16 protein-coding genes and 3 pseudogenes are annotated in these 18,500 nt (G+C 45.7%); 4 read left to right on the top strand and 15 right to left on the bottom strand.

Going from position 1 to position 18,500, the window contains the following annotated elements:
• Positions 1 to 236: 236 nt before the first annotated feature.
• The 11 genes from thrS to ACKTR5_RS00045 all read right to left on the bottom strand — a co-directional run bounded on the left by thrS (position 237) and on the right by ACKTR5_RS00045 (position 13,737).
• Complete coding sequence (gene thrS, locus ACKTR5_RS00095; protein WP_407878176.1) at positions 237 to 2,186, bottom strand: threonine--tRNA ligase; 1,950 nt, start codon at positions 2,184 to 2,186, stop codon at positions 237 to 239.
• A 360-nt stretch (positions 2,187 to 2,546) separates the two neighbouring features.
• Entirely contained in the window at positions 2,547 to 3,836 is a 1,290-nt protein-coding gene (locus ACKTR5_RS00090) for an NCS2 family permease (RefSeq protein WP_407878466.1), read from the bottom strand.
• Between the two features lie 317 nt (positions 3,837 to 4,153).
• A complete protein-coding gene (gene dnaI / locus ACKTR5_RS00085) occupies positions 4,154 to 5,089 on the bottom strand; it encodes a primosomal protein DnaI (protein WP_407878175.1) in 936 nt (311 codons plus the stop codon).
• 2 nt (positions 5,090 to 5,091) lie between these two features.
• Positions 5,092 to 6,471 carry a DnaD domain protein gene (locus tag ACKTR5_RS00080; protein ID WP_407878174.1) on the bottom strand — a complete coding sequence of 460 codons (1,380 nt, stop codon included), beginning with the start codon at positions 6,469 to 6,471 and terminating at the stop codon, positions 5,092 to 5,094.
• Positions 6,472 to 6,490: 19 nt separating this feature from the next.
• A complete protein-coding gene (nrdR, locus tag ACKTR5_RS00075; RefSeq protein ID WP_407878173.1) occupies positions 6,491 to 6,967 on the bottom strand; it encodes a transcriptional regulator NrdR in 477 nt (158 codons plus the stop codon).
• A gap of 27 nt (positions 6,968 to 6,994) precedes the next feature.
• A complete protein-coding gene (gene coaE, locus ACKTR5_RS00070) occupies positions 6,995 to 7,600 on the bottom strand; it encodes a dephospho-CoA kinase (RefSeq protein ID WP_407878172.1) in 606 nt (201 codons plus the stop codon).
• Entirely contained in the window at positions 7,597 to 8,454 is an 858-nt protein-coding gene (gene mutM / locus ACKTR5_RS00065; RefSeq protein WP_407878171.1) for a DNA-formamidopyrimidine glycosylase, read from the bottom strand. The genes coaE and mutM overlap by 4 nt, the downstream gene beginning before the upstream one ends.
• A 29-nt stretch (positions 8,455 to 8,483) precedes the next feature.
• Positions 8,484 to 11,177 carry a DNA polymerase I gene (polA, locus tag ACKTR5_RS00060; protein ID WP_407878170.1) on the bottom strand — a complete coding sequence of 898 codons (2,694 nt, stop codon included), beginning with the start codon at positions 11,175 to 11,177 and terminating at the stop codon, positions 8,484 to 8,486.
• Positions 11,178 to 11,316: 139 nt separating this feature from the next.
• On the bottom strand, positions 11,317 to 11,817 hold the full coding sequence (locus ACKTR5_RS00055) for a flotillin family protein (protein WP_407878169.1): 501 nt from the start codon (positions 11,815 to 11,817) through the stop codon (positions 11,317 to 11,319).
• A gap of 138 nt (positions 11,818 to 11,955) precedes the next feature.
• Positions 11,956 to 12,687 carry a flotillin family protein gene (locus ACKTR5_RS00050; protein ID WP_407878168.1) on the bottom strand — a complete coding sequence of 244 codons (732 nt, stop codon included), beginning with the start codon at positions 12,685 to 12,687 and terminating at the stop codon, positions 11,956 to 11,958.
• Positions 12,688 to 12,711: 24 nt separating this feature from the next.
• Positions 12,712 to 13,737, bottom strand: a complete 1,026-nt coding sequence (locus ACKTR5_RS00045) for a DUF5105 domain-containing protein (protein ID WP_407878167.1) — start codon at positions 13,735 to 13,737, stop codon at positions 12,712 to 12,714.
• Between ACKTR5_RS00045 and ACKTR5_RS00040 the strand changes: the two are divergent.
• A pseudogene (locus tag ACKTR5_RS00040) lies at positions 13,723 to 13,986 on the top strand (IS3 family transposase); the annotation flags it as partial. The gene ACKTR5_RS00045 and the pseudogene ACKTR5_RS00040 overlap by 15 nt on opposite strands.
• 92 nt (positions 13,987 to 14,078) lie before the next feature.
• On the opposite strand, the gene ACKTR5_RS00035 reads toward ACKTR5_RS00040, so the two are convergent.
• Both ACKTR5_RS00035 and ACKTR5_RS00030 read right to left on the bottom strand, forming a co-directional pair.
• A complete protein-coding gene (locus ACKTR5_RS00035; RefSeq protein WP_407878166.1) occupies positions 14,079 to 14,663 on the bottom strand; it encodes a hypothetical protein in 585 nt (194 codons plus the stop codon).
• A gap of 9 nt (positions 14,664 to 14,672) precedes the next feature.
• Positions 14,673 to 15,632: a phage tail tip lysozyme gene (locus ACKTR5_RS00030; protein ID WP_407878464.1), complete on the bottom strand. Its 960-nt coding sequence runs from the start codon at positions 15,630 to 15,632 to the stop codon at positions 14,673 to 14,675.
• A 183-nt stretch (positions 15,633 to 15,815) separates the two neighbouring features.
• On the opposite strand from ACKTR5_RS00030, the pseudogene ACKTR5_RS00025 reads away from it, so the two are divergent.
• Positions 15,816 to 15,982 (top strand): annotated as a pseudogene (locus tag ACKTR5_RS00025) (DinB/UmuC family translesion DNA polymerase); the annotation flags it as partial.
• Positions 15,983 to 16,288: 306 nt separating this feature from the next.
• Here the strand turns inward: ACKTR5_RS00025 and ACKTR5_RS00020 are convergent.
• Complete coding sequence (locus ACKTR5_RS00020) at positions 16,289 to 17,056, bottom strand: SDR family NAD(P)-dependent oxidoreductase (RefSeq protein ID WP_407878165.1); 768 nt, start codon at positions 17,054 to 17,056, stop codon at positions 16,289 to 16,291.
• Between the two features lie 40 nt (positions 17,057 to 17,096).
• On the bottom strand, positions 17,097 to 17,684 hold the full coding sequence (locus ACKTR5_RS00015; protein ID WP_407878164.1) for a hypothetical protein: 588 nt from the start codon (positions 17,682 to 17,684) through the stop codon (positions 17,097 to 17,099).
• A gap of 284 nt (positions 17,685 to 17,968) precedes the next feature.
• Here ACKTR5_RS00015 and ACKTR5_RS00010 point away from each other — a divergent pair, with 284 nt between their 5' ends.
• On the top strand, positions 17,969 to 18,241 hold the full coding sequence (locus tag ACKTR5_RS00010) for an LPXTG cell wall anchor domain-containing protein (protein ID WP_407878163.1): 273 nt from the start codon (positions 17,969 to 17,971) through the stop codon (positions 18,239 to 18,241).
• Positions 18,242 to 18,302: 61 nt separating this feature from the next.
• A pseudogene (locus ACKTR5_RS00005) lies at positions 18,303 to 18,500 on the top strand (hypothetical protein); the annotation flags it as partial.

The raw sequence follows: 18,500 nt of genomic DNA, 5'->3' as shown, positions 1-18,500 counted from the left end.
CACGTGAACCCCAACGGCTTGCATTTGCACAAAAAAAGACCACTCACCCATTCAGGTAAGTGGTCTTTTCGCTATGAGCACACTTGATGATGGTCTTTCCCCTCATCTCCGTGTCATAACCGCCGTTACCTTACTAGTCTCACAGGACTACGTTAAAGGTTCTCCATGTTGGTAACAGCATAATCAATTTTTATCAGTCCGTCAAGCAAAAGCTGAACGTTTGCGTGAAAAATATCTTAATCGTTTGCACGTGAGTATGATGCAATGTCATCCAGTAAGTCTGCAATAAAGGCAGTGCTTGCTTCAGTCGTTGAATCATCTTCACCGTAACGACGCACGGAAACGGTGTTATCCGTCTTTTCTTTTTCACCCACGACTAACGTATATGGAATCTTGTGCGTTTGGGCATCACGGATCTTAAAGTTCATCTTTTCGTTTCGGTCATCCAACGTCACACGAACACCGGCAGCGGCTAATTGCTTTTGAAGGGCCCGTGCGTAATCACCCTGGTGGTCATCACTAACTGGAATGATTGAAACTTGGTGTGGGGCTAACCAAGTAGGGAAGGCACCCTTGTAGATTTCTGTCAGGTAAGCCGTGAACCGTTCCATGGTTGACACTAACCCACGGTGAATCATAACGGGTTGGTGATCTTGACCATCCGCACCAACGTAGTGCAGGTCAAAACGGTCAGGTAGCATGAAGTCTAATTGAATCGTTGACAACGTTTCTTCGTTACCAAGCGCTGTCTTCGTTTGAACGTCCAACTTAGGACCGTAGAAGGCTGCTTCCCCTTCGGCTTCAACGTAGTCAAGGCCAAGGTCATCCATGGCACCCTTCAACATTGCTTGCGCCTTCTCCCACATTTCATCGTTAGCAAAGTACTTTTCAGTATTTTCAGGGTCACGGTAGCTCAAACGGAATGAGTAATCCTTGATGTCAAAGTCAGCGTACACTTCAACCATCAAGTTCAAAATCCGTTTGAATTCATCTTGGATCTGATCCGGTGCAACGAACGTGTGACCATCATTCAATGTCATTTCACGAACACGTTGCAATCCAGATAAGGCACCAGACTTTTCGTAACGGTGCATCATGCCAAGTTCAGCGATCCGCAATGGTAATTCACGGTATGAGCGAATGTGGTGTTTGTACACTTGAATGTGGCTTGGGCAGTTCATTGGCCGTAATTCAAGCATTTCACCATCACCCATGTCCATTGGTGGGAACATGTCCTCACGGTAGTGGTCCCAGTGACCAGACGTCTTGTAGGCATCCAGGTTCATCAGAACTGGCGTATAAACGTGTTCGTAACCATGTTGTAATTCCTTATCGATAATGTAACGTTCGATTGTCCGCCGGATGGTTGCCCCATTTGGCATCCAGTAAGGCAGCCCTGCACCAACCTTAGGATCAACAAAGAACAAGTCTAAGTCATTCCCAATCACACGGTGGTCACGTTCACGTGCTTCTTGGCGACGAACGTCATCTGCGTCCATTGCCTTTTGATCAAAGAAAGCCGTTCCGTAGATCCGTTGGAGCATTGGGTTAGAAGATTTCCCTTCCCAGTAAGCACCAGCAACGGACAGCAACTTAAAGATCTTAACGGCCCCTGTTGCTGCCAATTGAACGCCATCACTCAGGTCAACAAAGTCGCCCTGGCGGTAAACAACCACGTGACCATCTTGTTCTGCTGCTTGTTCAACCAATTGTGTTTGGTAAGGGTCACCAGCAACCAGTGCCAATGCGTCCGCTTTTGATAACACTTCACGCGTAATCGTCAGGTTTTCCTTAACGATTTCGTTCATCTTGGCTTCAACCGTTGCCAAGTCATCGGAGCTAACCTGGTTATCGGGGTTGTCAGTATCGAAGAAGAACCCTTCGTCATTGGCTTCGCCTTCACCAAAGTGCATGTTTGGATACAGCTGGTGTAGCGCGTTTGCCAAAATTTGAGAAGCAGTGTGACGCAGAACGGTCAATGCTTCAGGGGCATCCTTGGTGACGATTTCAATCTTTCCGTCAGCGGTCAGTGGCATGGTGTAGTCCACTAATTCCCCGTTAAACTTCCCTGCAACTGCCTTTTTAGCTAAGCTCACACTGATTGACTTAGCAATTTCTTCCGTTGTGGTACCGGCTGCAAACGCCTTGACTGCACCATCTAGGAACGTAATGTTAATATCTGCCATATTCTTCTCTCCTTTTATATTCGCGGTTAACACCGGTAATAAAAAAACGCCCCCAATCGCAATTGCGATCAGGGACGTCAGTAACGTTGTTCCACCCAAAATTCACAGTTAGAGCTGGCATAGCTCAATAACTGCCTCTTGTGACCAATAACGCGGTCGACCGGTCTGGCTTGATCACCAAACGCTTGAGTCAGGGGTAACCCACTAAATCACCTACGTCCGTTCTCATCATCGGGACGCTTTCTGAGAGGTAAATGTTAATCGATCATATCTGACTGGATGCTATAACTTATTAAAACACAAACTTTATAAATGTCAATGTTAAACCACAAGTTTTTCTGGCGGTTCACATAGGTAACCCTATTTGCCAAAATTCAAAATGGCCATGAAACCAATAAACACAAAGAACAGCCCGTACATCAATGGGTGAACTTCCTTGCCCCGTTTGGCAGCAATCATTGTGATTGGGTACGTAATGACCCCTAATGCCAGGCCATCAGAGATACTGTAAGTTAAGGGCATTCCCAAAACAATCAGAAAGGCTGGAATGGCGATTTCCATTTTCGTCCAGGTAACTTTGGCCAGTGATTGGGCCATCAACACCCCAACAATAATCAATGCTGGCGCCGTTACTTGACTAGTCACCACCGTTAACAACGGTGAGAAGAACATCCCGAAGATGAACATCACCCCGGTTGTAATGGCCGTCAAGCCGGTCCGACCACCCACAGCAATCCCTGCCGAAGATTCAACGTAAGCACCAACTGGGGATGTTCCCAGCACTGAACCAGCTAACATTGCCGTTGAGTCGGACATCAGTGCTTTCCCAACTCGGGGCATTTCATTATTTTTCATAAAGCCAGCTTGTTGGGCCAAGCCAACCAGTGTTCCCGCAGTGTCAAAAAATGTGACCAATAGGAACGTCAAAACAACAACCCACATCTGAATGGAATTGATATCACCAATATGGGTCACCCCAACACCAAACGTCGGTGCTAAGCTGGGCGCCGCAGCGACTAAATGACTTGGCATCGGAATCAAGCCAGTTATCAGTCCCAACACAGCCGTGGCAACCATCCCAATGAAGATTCCACCAGGAACCCGTTTAACCATCAGCACCGCCGTTAGTAACAACCCGAAAATCGTCAGCCAGGTGGTCGGTGTGGATAACGAACCAAGCCCAACCACCGTCGCCTTGTTGGCGGTAATGAGGCCCCCACCATTTAACCCAATAAATGCAATAAACAAACCGATCCCACTTGAAATGGCATACTTTAAATCAACCGGAATCGCATTAATAATCATCTCACGTAATTTAAAGACCGTAATCACCATGAAAATCAGCGAGGCAACAAACACACCGGCCATGGCTGTTTGCCATGGCACCTTCATTCCGATCACGACAGAATATGCAAAGAAGGCGTTGATTCCTAGTGCTGGCGCAGTAGCAATGGGATAACGAGCTAAAACACCCATCAAAATACACCCAATCGCACTCGCCAATGCCGTTGCAGTAAAGACTGCCCCCTTATCAACACCAGCGGCGCCCAACACGCTCGGATTCACAAACATGATGTAGGCCATCGAAATAAACGTTGTAAATCCAGCCAATAGTTCACGAGGCACCGTTGTGTGTAATTCATCGATCATAAAATAGTGATTCAGTTTTTTGTTCACAGTAAGTGACTCCCTTTTTAGAATAATTATCTAACGGCCGTTAGCAATTGTTCGGATATATCTTCTTTGAAGAACGAATAACATCGTATCACCATTGAAGAAAAATGTAAAACACGAACACAAATTCAAAAATCACGAACTAATTCACGTAAATTATGTTAAAACCCATCAAAAGCAGAACGTTTCTTGCCAGATTTGGTGTTTTTATCAGTAAAACGTGAATTTTTACCTCAATTGGAACCAAAAATACCGCCATTTCATCCAGAAATGGCGGTATTCTAATTAAATTTTTATTGTGGCCGTCGATTTGGTCCGGTCACCACCACTTCACGACTCAGAAAATGGATTCGTTGCATTAACCGTGCCGCCTTCACGTCCTCACGTTCTCCCCGTTGGTTGACAGATAAATGTTGGTCCGCCAACAACTGCATGGAGAAATTCGATGTGAAGAATGTCGGTAATTCTTCCTGCATCCGGTATTCCAAAATGACCCCCAACACCTCATCACGGACCCAAGAGCTCATGGAGTCCGCACCGATATCATCAATCATGAGAATTGGCGCCTGTTTAATGGCCTCAACCTTTTTGGCCACTGAGTTTTCACCAATGGAGTTCTTCATTTCGACAGCAAAGCTCGGAAAATGGACCAGTGTGCTCTGATACCCTAACGTTGCCAGTTCATTAGCAATCGCACCTAACAAGTAAGTTTTTCCGACCCCAAAGTTCCCGTATAAGTAAAGGCCTTGATAAAACTCATGTGGATGACGCGCATAGTCCGCCACAAACTGCATGGCCTCACGCAAAGCAACGCTCCGCTGTGCTTCTTCTCCGGCCACATCGTAGTCGTTAAAGGAAGCCCGTTCAATCATCTTTGGCATCGAAACGGCATGGACCCGCTTTTTAAGGAGAGCTCGCTTCTGGTTCAATAGCGTTGCTTCCGTTGGTTCATACGTCACTTCAATGTAATGGTCACTAATGACCAACTTGGGTTCATATCCCGGGGCAAACACCTGCTGGCCTGCAGCAAGTTTATCCCGTTGACTCACATATTCATACAGCTTCGACCCGTTTTTTTCCAGAACATCTTCCGCTAATTCTGACTGATGTTCAGTAATAAATGCCTGCACATCAGGATCATTCACAGCCTTTGCAATCAGCTGCTGATAATCCGAATTGAGGTTTTGACGATCAAGTAATTCGCGCATTGATTTACCAAGATCTTGCATAATTATTGATCCTCCTGTTCTTGTTTTGCCTGCTGAATTTGACTACGTAACCGGGCAATGTCATCACTGGTTTGCGAGGCTGGCTGGGTGGCCGCTGATGATGAAGCCTGTTCGTTCCAATCCGGAAGTTGCTCCCGTGAAACGGTCTGCCCACCACGGCCCGTTTGCCGCTGAATCCGGCGCTGTTCTTGTGCCGTTGCAAACTCACGCATGTGCGTTACCGCTTGTTCTGGTGTTTGCACCTTTACCTTCGACCAGTCATTACCAATGCGATCCACACTGTTTTGGTACAGCACGTTTTGATCCTGATCATTGATCAGATAATAAATCAGCATGTTCACAACACTTGGTGCAAACAAATGGCGCTCCATTAGTTTAGAAAGGACACGCTGCTCATTATCCGTCACGTACTGATTTTTTTCTTGCTTCAACGCCGCTAGAAAATCTGCTGGTGCATAAGCCTTGGCGGCCGCTAACAAACCAGCAGTCTGGGCGTCCACAGTCGCTGGCGCACTTGCACTAGCAGTAACTGGTGCTGCCGCAACACTCGCCTGATCAGCCTGTGACGAACCACTGGACTGCTGTTCCATTTGAAAACTGCCGGCCACCAACCGCTTAAATCGTTCTGGATCAAAGCGGTTGGTCGTGACACTCGTTGCCTTAACGATGTGGTTCGCCAATTCTCGCTCAGTAAAACCATACAGTTGGGCCTCAGCCGTCAGCAGTTCGTGCTCAGCGAGAACAGAGTCAACATCGACATATTCTGGTTTTAGATAGTTTGCTAATAATGAAAAATCAATCGCTGGCGTCCCGGTCTGTTTCAGCGCCGCAGCCGTCATCGGTGCCGTTAATTGCGCAGGCCGATTAGCGAGTTGCTGTTCATTAATGTGATAAACTTCCAAAAAATCCGCCGAAACGTTGGTCAGGTGGCTAACGTCAAACATTGGTTGATCGAAGTGATCAAGAACGGTGTCGTACCGCGGCTGTCCAACCAATTGTAATAACAAAATGCTTAACAAATCGTCCGCAAAAAAAGCCTGGGCAGAAAGTGGCAACTGAAGTTGATATACATAAACATCACCAACAGCATCCGTTTGGTACAACGTTTCTAACAGGCCTAACGCCTCTAACCGCCGTCGGGCCGCAATAAACGTTGGGAGGTCCATGTTGAGCCATCCAAGTAGCTCACTATGCAACCGCCGGGTCGATAATTGCGGCCGATCAGTCCTGAATGTCTTTAGCCCATCATAGACGGCAAAGGCGTCCGCCCCGAGGACCGGCAAATACAACCACTGCCAGCTTTCTTGGTCAAACGCCTGGTGCTGTGGCACGGTCACGATCAGCCCTGATCGCGGCGTTGTCACTGGTGCTGAATTCGTCATCGTGCCCTCCTCTTTTACATTACGATTTTTTCTTTAACCGTTTATCCCGGTCAACCATTTCTTTCATTTCGTTTAGAAAGACCGTCATGTCTTTAAACTGACGGTAAACACTGGCGAACCGAATGTAGGCAATTTCGTCCACATTGACCAGGTCATCCATAACATATTCACCGATCAACTGACTGGAGACTTCATTTTCACCTAACGCGCGAACCTTCCCGTCCACACGTTCAACCACTTCGTTCATTTGTTGCATGGTCACCGGCCGCTTTTCGGCTGAGCGAATGACACCACGCAAAATTTTGTCCCGACTAAATTCCTCACGGGTTCCATCCTTTTTAATCACTAATAATGGTGTTGCCTCAACACGTTCAAACGTGGTGAAGCGAAAACCACACTTTTCACATTCACGGCGCCGCCGGATTGCTTGTCCTTCAGCCGTTGGTCGACTATCAACAACCCGTGTGTCGTTATGATGACAATGTGGACACTGCATAATTATGTGCTCCTTTATGTTTCTCGCTTAATCCCCGGGTTGGCGGACTTTGTCCAGCAATTTTACCACTTGTAAACGGGTTGCTTCAACACTCCCCGAATTATCGATCACAAAGTCAGCTTGTTGAACCTTCTCAGCCAATGGTTGCTGACTCATGATTCGTCGTGTCGCCTCACTGGTCGTTAACTGATCACGGGCCATCAACCGCTGTAATTGGATGGACCGCGGTACGTTAACCACCACGACCAAATCAACCTCTGCCTCATAATGTTGCTCAAGTAGTAGCGGTGCATCAAGGACAATAATTGGTGACTTATCCGCTGTTAGCCGCGCCAACTGCCCCTTTATCGCAGTCCGAATGACGGGTTGAATGATGGCATTTAACTGTGTCATTTTTTCTGGATCCGCGAAGACCAGTTGGCCCAACCGCCGGCGATTCAAAGTCCCAGTGGTTGTCAAAATTTCCTTGCCAAACGTTTTCACTAACTGTGCTAAGGTCGGCGTGTTGGACGCAACCACCTCATGAGCCACCTGGTCTGCGTCAACAATTGGCAAGTGTTGCGCCGCGAGCATCTTCGAAACGGTGGATTTGCCACTCGCGATTCCACCCGTTAAACCAATGATAATTGTCATTGGCCGGCCTTCTTTACAGGCGCCCCATTAACCGTCAGCACTTGCTCCTTGGGACAAAATGTTGTCCCCCGCTCGCCAACTTTAATCTTGACCATTTCGGTGCCGCACCGTTCACAGGGTTCCCCCACATGGCCGTACGCATGCAGCTCGTTTTGAAATTCACCAGCATGACCAAATGCACTGTACGTGAAAACGGTGGTCCCATGATGATCGATTGCTAATTGTAATTCGGCAAAGATGTTTTCACGCAGGCTTGCCCATTGTGAACGCGTTAATGAATTCGTGGGTTGTTCGGGATGAATTTTGCTCAGCCATAACACTTCATCGCAATAAATGTTGCCAAGCCCGGCAACATTTTGCTGATCCAAAAGCCACGTTTTGACGGCTTTACGACTTTTAGCGGCCTTCGCCACTAAATAATCAACGGTCAACGTTTCTGGTGTGGGTTCTGGCCCCAATGATTTCAAGCCCCCCACAGTGTCTTCGTCACCGGTATGAATCACGATCATGCGCCCAAACTTACGGGTGTCGTTGTAGCATAATTCCTGCCCATCATCCAAATGGAAAATAACGTGCGTATGTTTATCCACTGGTGTCCCCGCGGGTGCCCCAAAATATTTCCCTTCCATCCGCAAGTGGGACACCATCGTTAGGTCATCAGTAAAGCGAAACAGAAGGTACTTGCCCCGCCGATCGACCCGGAGAATTTGTTGACCTGTCAGCCGCTTTTTGAAGTCAGAAACCCCGTTTAAAATCATCTTATCGTAAAAAACATCAATTTTTGTGATGGTCTTACCAACCACCATTTTTGTTAGGCCCCGCCGGACCGTTTCAACCTCTGGTAATTCTGGCATTGTTTCTGCCTCCACCCTTTAGTTTGTCACTATTTTGCTTCGTACCATGACTGTCCGTGTGCACTTTCAACCTTCAACGGAATGGCCAGTTTCACGGCCGAGTCCATCACACTTGGGACCAACTTTTCCAGTGTCGGAATTTCTTCAAGCGGCGCTTCAAACACCAATTCATCATGGATCTGAAGGAGCATCGTTGCCTGCAACCCTGCGTCCGCTAACGCTTGTTGCATGTTAATCATTGCAATCTTAATGATGTCAGCCGCAGAACCTTGAATTGGCGTGTTCATTGCCGTTCTTGCCGCAAACGATCGCCGGTTAAAGTTGCTTGAATTGATTTCAGGAAGGTACCGCCGCCGGTGCGTAATCGTCTCCACGTAGCCTTGATCCTTCGCCCGTTCCACAATTTCCTCAGTGTAACGTTTAACATCAGGATATTCCCGGAAGTACGTGTCAATAAATTGCTTGGCCTCATTTCGGGATAAACCAAGGTTTTGGGCCAAACCAAAGTCACTGATCCCGTACACAATTCCGAAGTTGGTGGCCTTAGCCTGACGCCGCATCAGTGGCGTGACCTCATCATTGTTCGTAAGACCAAAGATTCGGCGAGCCGTCGCTGCATGAATATCTTCATCCTCGCGGAACGCTTCCTGTAAGTTGGCGTCACCGGTAATGTGTGCCAACACCCGCAATTCAATTTGCGAATAATCTGAAGAAAAGATTTCCCAGCCTTCGTGACTCGGTACAAACGCCTTTCTGATTTCCCGGCCCTGTTGCGTTTGAATTGGAATGTTTTGTAAATTAGGATCAACTGAAGAGAGCCGCCCTGTTTGCGTTAGTGTTTGTAAATAACGGGTATGCACCTTGTGATCACGGCTGTGAACCACTTTTAGCAGTCCTTCAATGTACGTGGACTGCAATTTAGCCAAGCCACGGTATGCCAAAATATCTTCCACAATTGGTGCTTGTGGGGCTAGTTGTTTCAACACATCCACTGACGTTGAGTAACCCGTTTTGGTTTTCTTGATGACCGGTAACTTCATCTTTTCAAACAGGATCTCACCTAACTGCTTGGTGGAATTAATGTTGAATTCTTCACCGGCCGCATTGTAGATGCTTTGTTGGAGTGTCGCCAGTTGTTCCTTGAACTTCTCACGCATGTTAATCAACTGATCCGTATCAACATAGACACCGGCCAGTTCCATGTCAGCCAACACAAACGTCAGCGGCAATTCAATGTTCGTGTACAAATCACGCTGTTCGTTGTCATCCAGTTCATGGAACAACTGATCATGTAAGTTTTGAATGGCAAGTGTCTTGCGGGCGAGATGGTCATAAAAGACCTGATCATCATCTGGTAACGCCCGTTTTGCCCCTTTACCGTACACAACTTCGTCTGTTTCAACCTGGGTGTACCCGTGTTGCTGTGCTAAGCTGCCCAAGTCATTTGAATTATCATTTGTATCTAACAAGTAAGACACGAGTAACAAGTCAAAATCAACACCCTGTAAGTCAACGCCAAGACGAGCCAGGCCGACATACTGGGCTTTTGCATTAAACACATTCTTTTTAAGGGCCACCTGACTCATCAACGTTTTGAGTTCAGGCGTTTGCAAAAGGTCCACTTCACGACTAACAAGTGTTTGGTTCCCGTCACTTAATCCAAACCCTGCAAACGAACTCAAATGATAATTCTCATCTGGCATTTCAAGGAAAAAGCTGACTTCATCCGTAAACTGATCGACTAACTCGAGGTTGGCACTGGTTAACTCAGTCCATTTAACGGGTTGCAGTGTAGACCCTTCATCCAAATCGGGATCAAGCCCCGCATTTTGAAGTTGGTTGAGGAAGTTTTTGAAATCCATTTTCTGATAAAACGCAATTAATTTTTCGATATCTGGACCGACATAATCAATTTCATCCAGATGAATGGCAATCGGCGCATCTGTCCGAATGGTTGCTAAATCCTTACTAAGTAACGCTTGATCGTGATCCTCAATCAAGTGTTCCTTCATTTTGCTTTGCTTAATCTCATCCATGTGCTCATAGATGCCCTCAATACTGTCGTACTGACTAAGCAACTTTAGGGCTGTCTTTTCGCCGACCTTAGTCACCCCAGGATAATTATCTGACGTGTCACCCGTTAGCCCCTTCATATCGATGATTTGCTGTGGTTCCAAACCATACTTTTCCTGAACATGAGCGGGGGTATAGTATTCAATTTCACTTACCCCTTTTTGGGTAATGGCCACCGTTGTTTGGGCTGTCGCCAGCTGGGTCAAATCACGGTCCCCGGTCACAATGATCACTTGGTAACCGGCCTGCTCACCTTCACGAGCCATGGTCCCGATAATGTCGTCGGCTTCCCAATCTTTCAAATCATAACTTTTAATCCCGTAACCCGTTAATAGATCGCGTAGATAAGGAAATTGTTCCGATAATTCTTCCGGTGTTTTTGAGCGACCGCCCTTGTAATCGGCAAATTTCCCGGTCCGAAAAGTCGTCTTTCCGGCATCAAACGCAACCAATGCCTTATCTGGATTGACCGCTTTGATAACCTTATCAAGCATCGTTTTAAACGCATAGAGTGCATTTGTATGCAGGCCATCATGATTGGTGAACCGATCCAGCTGTTGGTGGAGCGCAAAGAACGCCCGAAAGGCCACACTGTTTCCATCAATCAATAGTAATTTCTTCGTGGTTGATAATTCTAATTGTTCACTCATAAGGCCGTCTCTTTCCGTTATTTTAATGATTCTATTTTACCAAAAAACGCCGTCAGACACCATTTTCAGCCACATTTAGTCCCATATAAAAAGAGGACCGGTTCTAATAACCAGTCCTCTCTTTGAACATCATTGAATTTTACTCGTGTTGCTCGTTACCCTTCAGCGGTTTAACAAGCTTGTCTGCCGCTTGTTGCAGTTCCACTGGCAATTTACCGGTGACCGTTGTCATGCCTTTGGCGCGCTGGTTGATCACATCTGTAATATCGACACCAGTTGCCTGTTTGATAAACGTCAGTGTTTCCGCCAACCCGGCATTCGCCTGGTTGGTCACGCCGTCCGCACCATCAAACACTGTCAACTGATCAATGTTCCCGATGGCAGTGGCAAATTGACCAGCCATCGTTGGCAAGTGCTCAATGACTGCTTGTGCCAATAACTCTTGGCCATGATCCGCAAAGGCCGCCGCTAACCGTGTTTGTGCCTCAGCACGTGCAGTTCCTTCAATGCGAATCTGTTTAGCATTGGCTTCTGCCTGCGTTTCCGTAGCGAACGCATCCGCCGTTGCCTGACTCCGAATCACCTTCGCCTTGGCTTCCTGCTCAGCAACCTGAGTTCCCTCTAGTTCCTTTTGCCGCACAATAATTTGTGCTTCCTTAACCGCTTGCTCTGCCTGAGCTTGGTTTAATGCATACGCTTGGTCTGCCTTCGCCTTTTCAGCCTGAACCTGCGCGTTATACTGCGCGTTATACTGCGCCTTTGCGATATCAGTATTTCGTTAATTTTCGGCAATCGCCTGATCTGCTTGTAGCTCGGCCTTTTTAGCCTCCTGATCGTTTTCGGCGCGGGCTAAACGAGCTACCCGGTCCGCCTCAGCCTTTGCCTTTTCAGCTCTGGCCTGCTTATCCGCAATTTCTTGAGCGGCCAAATTTTCATAATAGCCGTTATTATCATTAATACTGGTGATCTGCAAATTCGTAATTTCTAGTCCGAGCGTTTCAAACGTTGAAACAATCGAATCACGAACCTTGTTTTGGAAGTCCGAACGGTTATTGGCCTCTTTCGGCGTTAACGCACTTAGGACCTCACGCAGGCTACCCTTAACAATTTCGGTCATTTGGGCATCGCGTTCCTGCGCGTCTAATCCCAGTGTCTTTTCCGCAGCGACCGCAATCAGTTCCGGGTCTGAGCTAACCCGCAACACCGCATTGGCACTCGCATTAACGGGAACCATGCTACTCGTCATAATGTTATCGACCGTGACATCAATGTTAAACGTGTCCAACGTTTGCACTTGTGCTTGTTGAATAATGGGAATGACGAAGACCCCGCCACCCTTCACAATTTTAACCCGTGAGTGGGTAATCTCATTGCCCTGAACAAACGGTCCGCGGAGTGCACCACCGGTAATCACCAGCACTTCATTGGGGCCAGCCTTTCGGTAGCTAATTAACAAGATAACGATAATCAGGATAATTAGAATCCCCAGGCCGCCTAATAAAATTTCCATCCTCTTTCTCCTCGTCGGCGCTCATTAATAAGCTTCGCCGGTGTAATCACCTATCAGTAACTTAAATTCATCATCGGATGTATCAAACTTCCACTTTCCGTCAACCTTCGTCATCTTAATATCAACATCATCGGTTTGGCGGATTGGCAGTTTTGCCAATAATTCTGGGAACTTTTCATAAACGGCGTTCTTTGCCCCTAAATCAACATCATCTGGATCATCATCTTCGTCAGCAGCATCCTGTGCTGAGTCTTCAACGTCGTTAACAACATCTGACAATGATGTTAGCTTAAGAACAATCGGTGTGACTGTGATTTCAGCACTTGTCGGTGTGACCGACTTGACTGCATATTTTACCCGTGATTTCTTACTCTTAACGTCCTGAATTTCGCTGATCATCTTGTTAGCAGCTTCATCTGTTGTTGAATCATCAAATGATTCTTCTAGGAATTTCCGGGTTGCGCTTTGGTACTGTTGCTTGTCAGTCGTCGCGTTATTGGCCACTAATTTGTCATAGTTTAAATTCTTTTTATTTAAGAAGACTTCTGAAATGTATGCGTCTAATGCTTGACGTGGCTGATCCGTTTTATCAGAATACTTCTTTGGATCAATTGCCACCTTCGTGGATGGTTCGTCCTTATCACTCTCCGTTTGTGGCGTTACTTCAAGCGTGTATTTCTGACTTTTATCAATGTTGAAAACAATGTAACCGGTGGTTGAGTCACCGTGGGCAATTTTTTCATCAGAAATTGTTGAAAATTCGTTACCGTCACCCAAAACCATCGTGGTCTTAACTTTATTATTTTTTGAATCACGTAACACCATGTCGGTATCCATCAACGTTTGCTTTTGACCGTTGTTCTTAATCTTAACTTTTAAGGCTAAGTAACCATGGCCTTTGGTTGGCGCTGCTTCCTGATCTGGTTTTACATAGGTCCCCGATTGAACCGTAACTGCGTCCCCGTTTGATTGAGACGCCTGACCAGCTTTTGAGCCTGACGAACAAGCTGTGAGCAGTGTCGCCAGGATTAACGCTGGCAATACCAGCATCGAGCATGGAGAAAGCTACTCAAACAAATGCATATCCGGCAAAGTATGTCTCGACGAGCGACTTGTTTAGACAATGCAGCATGTGAGACTGTCTTTGATAAATCAAAAGTTGAAATCGGTAGTTTACAGCAATACGCAAACGCCTCAGAGCTAACCAAAGCAATCAATTCCTGGATTAATTATTACAATCAAAAGCGAATTCAAATAAAATTAGGCGGTCAATCACCACTCGATTTCGAGCGCAATTAACTGCCTAATTAACAAAACTATTTAGTTCCAACTTTTTGGGTAAACGTCAAATCATTAAATGATTGCGACCTGCTTTTTTTGGAGCATTTGCCTTATTTCGCCAATGATCCGTTAAATTTGGCTTGGGTAAATTTCTGCTGTTTAACGTTAAACGTTAAGTCATACACTGATGTAGCTTTACGTTCACCATTGTCAAATTGCGAAGAGGTGACCGTGTACGTCGTAAAGACCTTCGCGGTTAGATTGCCATTAGCGTCTTTTGCCCCCTGATAGACATGCACGTCCTGCACCGTGGAGTTGATGCTGGTTGTTTGTTGAACCTTGGCGTTTTGCTTACGCTGATCTGCAGGTCCAGTAAACGCCGTTACGACCACTTGATTACCATACTGCCCAACTGCTTTTGGGCGATCCGCATAACTGTTTGTACTGTAGCTATACGCCGCATTAACTAATTTAGTAGCGCGGTCAGTTAAGGTTGCCTCAGGCACCGTCACGTCTCTTGATGTCTGGGCCTTTGCGGGTTCGTGGACGATTTGTTTTCGCGTCACTGTCTTAGTGACCACCCGCGGGTGCTGAACATGTTTTGTAAATAGGTTGCCACCCACAAAACCAAGGCCCAGGGCGACCACCACGAGGATCCCCAACTGCCAAGCTTGTTTACTGCTGGTTTGATTCATTTTTTTGCCTCATTTCTTGAAATGTAAATAGTTGGACGCGTCTTTAGCATCGATGGTGCGGGTATGGTAACTACCGTCACCATCTGGTGTCGAAGCCGTCGCCCAGTTATATTCTTCCAGATCAACCTTTGAGCCTTTGACGGCGGCTACAATGGCCACGTGTCCGGGATCCCGGGGATCACCAGTCTCAAATTCAGCGACACAACCCACGCTAGGGGAGTGGTCCACTTGCATGCCTTTTTTACGGGCATTAGCGGCCCATTCACCACCATTACCGTTATTTTCAATCAGATTGTCCGCGATGCCTTGGTGCTTTAATCGCCAGGCCACAAACGAGGTGCACTCACGGTTGTAATAACTAAGTGAATCAGTTGTTGAGTCCTTTTCGGCGTCTTTGTACTGTTTCGGATAATCATCACCTTTAGCGGCCGCATCATTTTGATCACCACCGGCATCACAACCATCATTGTCTATACTAGTGCTGGTATTGGCAGTATTTCCGGCATCAATGGTCCCACTGGTAACTGGATCACTCCCAGCCAGTTTGGCGTACCAGTACTCAGCTTGCTGAGCCCGAATGGGCTGGTTTAAATTCTCCGGAACTTCAACCTTGGTCAACCAATCATTGGCGGCTTGATCGACGTCCGTCTCTGCCAAGATTTTCTTATACGTGGCGTTGCCTTGGACTTCACTCCACATGAAGTCCAACTGCACATTTGGGTCGTCCCAACTCTTATTGTGATCCTTAGCAAAATTCAGTAGGTTGGTATGGCGAGTCGCCGTCCACTGCATTATCCCCAAACCAACCGCAGGATTACCTAAACCGACCGCTTCTGACACGTCACGCTCTAATCGATGAAACTGAATCCCGGACTCACTTTGCATATTTCCAAGCGCCCCGGCACTCCCCGCGCTATTGGCCCCATGCTGGGTCAGATAGTCATAGATGGTCTTCGCGTTAGCGGCCATGTCGGTGGTCACGCCGGCGGCGGTACCACCAGAAGCCGCCGTTGTATCACAATCATTTGAACTGCTAGAACTCGAAATCATGGCAATAAAGACATTCAAACTAACTAACAACACCAGCACCAACGCACCAACAATCGTGACGGCGCTCCCACCGCTTAATAACAGGTGCGCTTTAAATCGTCGAGTATTGATAATTCGCAGGTTCTCCCCCGTGATTATCACCAGGAGGGCGAAATTCGTACGGTTATTAAAGAGATTGGTGAATAGGTCCCTGCCCGCTTGCGTAATCACCAAAAAATAGCCGGCTGCTTGTCCCTGGGATCGGATTCTCTTATGCCGCTGCTGAAGCAAAATGACGATTACGATTCAAGACTAGTAACCAACTTCTTTTAGCATAGAATTTGTAAAGTGACCATTTTTGCTTTCTGCAAATGACGCCCAAGCTTCTACTTGCAATCCCTTATTCAAGTATGAAAATGAATACGTCCTATGTCATTTTTTATATAATGAAAAAGCGTCACGCAAGAGACCATTCAGAGTCTTGCACGGCGCTTTTTGTGTAAAGTTTCAAATTTCTTTCCCTGAGCCTAACTTATTACGATCCAACGCTAGAAGATCGCCAACACTCATTAGATAAGACAATTATTATTCAACAGTTATGATTTTAAGAATTTTGGATTATTTTTAAAGCGATGCCAATTAGTCAAAGTGATCTTATCTTTATCTTCTTGCGTTAAATTATAACGATCATGAGAAGTTCCATACGTTACATCAAATTGATCTCTTTCAATTTTCTCAATTACCGCAGGAACAAACTCGTCTACGAGTACTCCTTGATTATGATTGCCTAGCCCCCCTAAACCTGTGTTAACAGACGGAGGGAAAACCTCAAACACTTTGATGTGTGTGTCCTCTAGCTGCAAGCGTAATGATTGTGTAAACCCATGCACTCCAAACTTTCCCGCCGTATATAAAGGTACCCAGCTTCCTGGAGTAATAGCCAATCCAGAAGAAATATTAATAATAGCAGCTTCCGAAATTGTCTTAAACGCACTAATTGCCAACATTGATAAGTGAACCGGTGCATCGAAATCAAGCTTTAGTTCTTGTCTGTAAAAGCTCCAGTCTTGAGAAGCGTTTTTTAGATTGATCCAACGTTGAATCCCTGCATTGTTTATCAGAACATCAAAACCTGGAAAAATAGTATCCATGTGTTGCATCATTTTAACTCGTGCCTCAGAGGAGCTCAGGTCAGCCTGATAAAATTTTAAGCGAGGTTCTTTTGCTAAAGCCTTCTTGATACTACCTTCGCTAGAGGCAATAGCCAGCACGTCGTTGCCTTTATCCAGTAGCGCTTTTGAGAGTGCAAAGCCAATGCCTGTTGTTCCTCCAGTGACCACAATATGTTTATTAACAAGTCTCATAATATTCCTTCATTTCTAATGGTAGATAAAATATACTAACTCAGGCTAAAGCTTGAGGAGCAGGTAATTGAGGTCCTTCTCCGCGGCGAGCTTTAACCCAATCATCATAGTTCCATGCCTCTGTGGCTCTTCGACCATCAGAGTAATCCCAATATGATTCTCGCTCGAATTCAATAATAACTCCATCTGGACCAACTGAAACCCAGTTATAAGATCCATTCGTATGTGCAAATTTCACCCAGTCGATAGGAATGTCGATTCTATTTCCTTGTGCATTTGTAAAATATCTTGTTAGATGATCAATTCGCATAAAAGTTAACCCGGCTGCATATTGTGGATCAATCTTTTTGAATGTTTGACTGGCAATCTTAAGAGCCTCAGATTCACTAGGAAGTGTATCAATATTTCTATTGTTAACAGCAACATTGTTATAACTGATTAATCGTTCATCACTGCCAAAAACAAGCGTAACGTGTGCATTATCATATTGAATCTTATCGTTTTCTTGATAACGAATTATTTTTACTTGTTCTTGATTACGTTGCTCATAGTCTATACTAACCACTTTAAAACCATTCGGTAATGTCAAATTTGTTTCCGTACCATTTACTAAAACATTTTTAGTCATAATAAGCACCTCAATCCAATTTTTGTCGTACAATCGCAATTTGCTTACGCTTTTCCGAAAAAAGCATCAAAAGCAATAATTTCTAATAAAAATCCCTAAATTAATCAAAACCAGCCAGCTCTTCGTAATCCGCATTTCACTCCCTCTTTTTATTAACTACATCATATTTTTTCTAAAAAAAGAAGCAACAATTTATACTTTGAATTTGCATCAGCCACTCTGCAATTTCTTATGTAATATTTGTATAATATATTCTAAGGTTCCTTGCTCAAGCTGCTTGTGCTTTGGGGTTAGCCTCTAACGACCAATCGTCGTCTGCTAGTCAGTCAAATTCACAAAGTAGTAATGGTCACTCAATTGTTGCTACACCGGTTAAAGAGAGTTCCTCAAGCAACGGTTCATCAAACACCTCAGCACAACAAAACAGCAAAAACAACACTACTCATCACGCTAGCTTGCCAAGCACCAGCACAATTGGATACACCACTAGTATCATTGGCATTATCATTTTAGCTGGTGTCACAACCTTATTCGTAATTAAAAAGCGTAATCACTAAGAAAAAAGCAGCGACCTTGACCTTTACCCCGAAAGTTGAAACAAACTTTCGGGGTTTTCTTATGACTAAAATTTCTATTGAAACTAAAATCATTGCTGTTGAACCGTATCTAACAGGAACGGATTCAAAACTTGCTGTTCGAAACAGATATCACATTGCCGGACAGCTATTCAGTGTCTTAGTTGCTATCTATGAAGAATTTGGCCGCCAAGGATTGCTCAATCCACCTAAAGTTACTGGTAAGTTCCGTGTTGATCTT

It is taken from the genome of Furfurilactobacillus entadae (assembly GCF_045862745.1).
In the GTDB taxonomy this organism is placed as follows: Bacteria; Bacillota; Bacilli; order Lactobacillales; family Lactobacillaceae; genus Furfurilactobacillus; species Furfurilactobacillus entadae.
The sequence above is the reverse complement of the archived record's forward strand: the minus strand, read 5'-3'. Positions and strand labels throughout refer to the sequence as shown.

Excerpts from the sequence above, each read along its gene's own strand:
- thrS (WP_407878176.1), bottom strand. The coding sequence starts at position 2,186 with ATGGCAGATATTAACATTACGTTCCTAGATGGTGCAGTCAAGGCGTTT.
- ACKTR5_RS00090 (WP_407878466.1), bottom strand. The coding sequence starts at position 3,836 with ATGATCGATGAATTACACACAACGGTGCCTCGTGAACTATTGGCTGGA.
- dnaI (WP_407878175.1), bottom strand. The coding sequence starts at position 5,089 with ATGCAAGATCTTGGTAAATCAATGCGCGAATTACTTGATCGTCAAAAC.
- ACKTR5_RS00080 (WP_407878174.1), bottom strand. The coding sequence starts at position 6,471 with ATGACGAATTCAGCACCAGTGACAACGCCGCGATCAGGGCTGATCGTG.
- nrdR (WP_407878173.1), bottom strand. The coding sequence starts at position 6,967 with ATGCAGTGTCCACATTGTCATCATAACGACACACGGGTTGTTGATAGT.
- coaE (WP_407878172.1), bottom strand. The coding sequence starts at position 7,600 with ATGACAATTATCATTGGTTTAACGGGTGGAATCGCGAGTGGCAAATCC.
- mutM (WP_407878171.1), bottom strand. The coding sequence starts at position 8,454 with ATGCCAGAATTACCAGAGGTTGAAACGGTCCGGCGGGGCCTAACAAAA.
- polA (WP_407878170.1), bottom strand. The coding sequence starts at position 11,177 with ATGAGTGAACAATTAGAATTATCAACCACGAAGAAATTACTATTGATT.
- ACKTR5_RS00050 (WP_407878168.1), bottom strand. The coding sequence starts at position 12,687 with ATGGAAATTTTATTAGGCGGCCTGGGGATTCTAATTATCCTGATTATC.
- ACKTR5_RS00045 (WP_407878167.1), bottom strand. The coding sequence starts at position 13,737 with ATGCTGGTATTGCCAGCGTTAATCCTGGCGACACTGCTCACAGCTTGT.
- ACKTR5_RS00035 (WP_407878166.1), bottom strand. The coding sequence starts at position 14,663 with ATGAATCAAACCAGCAGTAAACAAGCTTGGCAGTTGGGGATCCTCGTG.
- ACKTR5_RS00030 (WP_407878464.1), bottom strand. The coding sequence starts at position 15,632 with ATGGCCGCTAACGCGAAGACCATCTATGACTATCTGACCCAGCATGGG.
- ACKTR5_RS00020 (WP_407878165.1), bottom strand. The coding sequence starts at position 17,056 with ATGAGACTTGTTAATAAACATATTGTGGTCACTGGAGGAACAACAGGC.
- ACKTR5_RS00015 (WP_407878164.1), bottom strand. The coding sequence starts at position 17,684 with ATGACTAAAAATGTTTTAGTAAATGGTACGGAAACAAATTTGACATTA.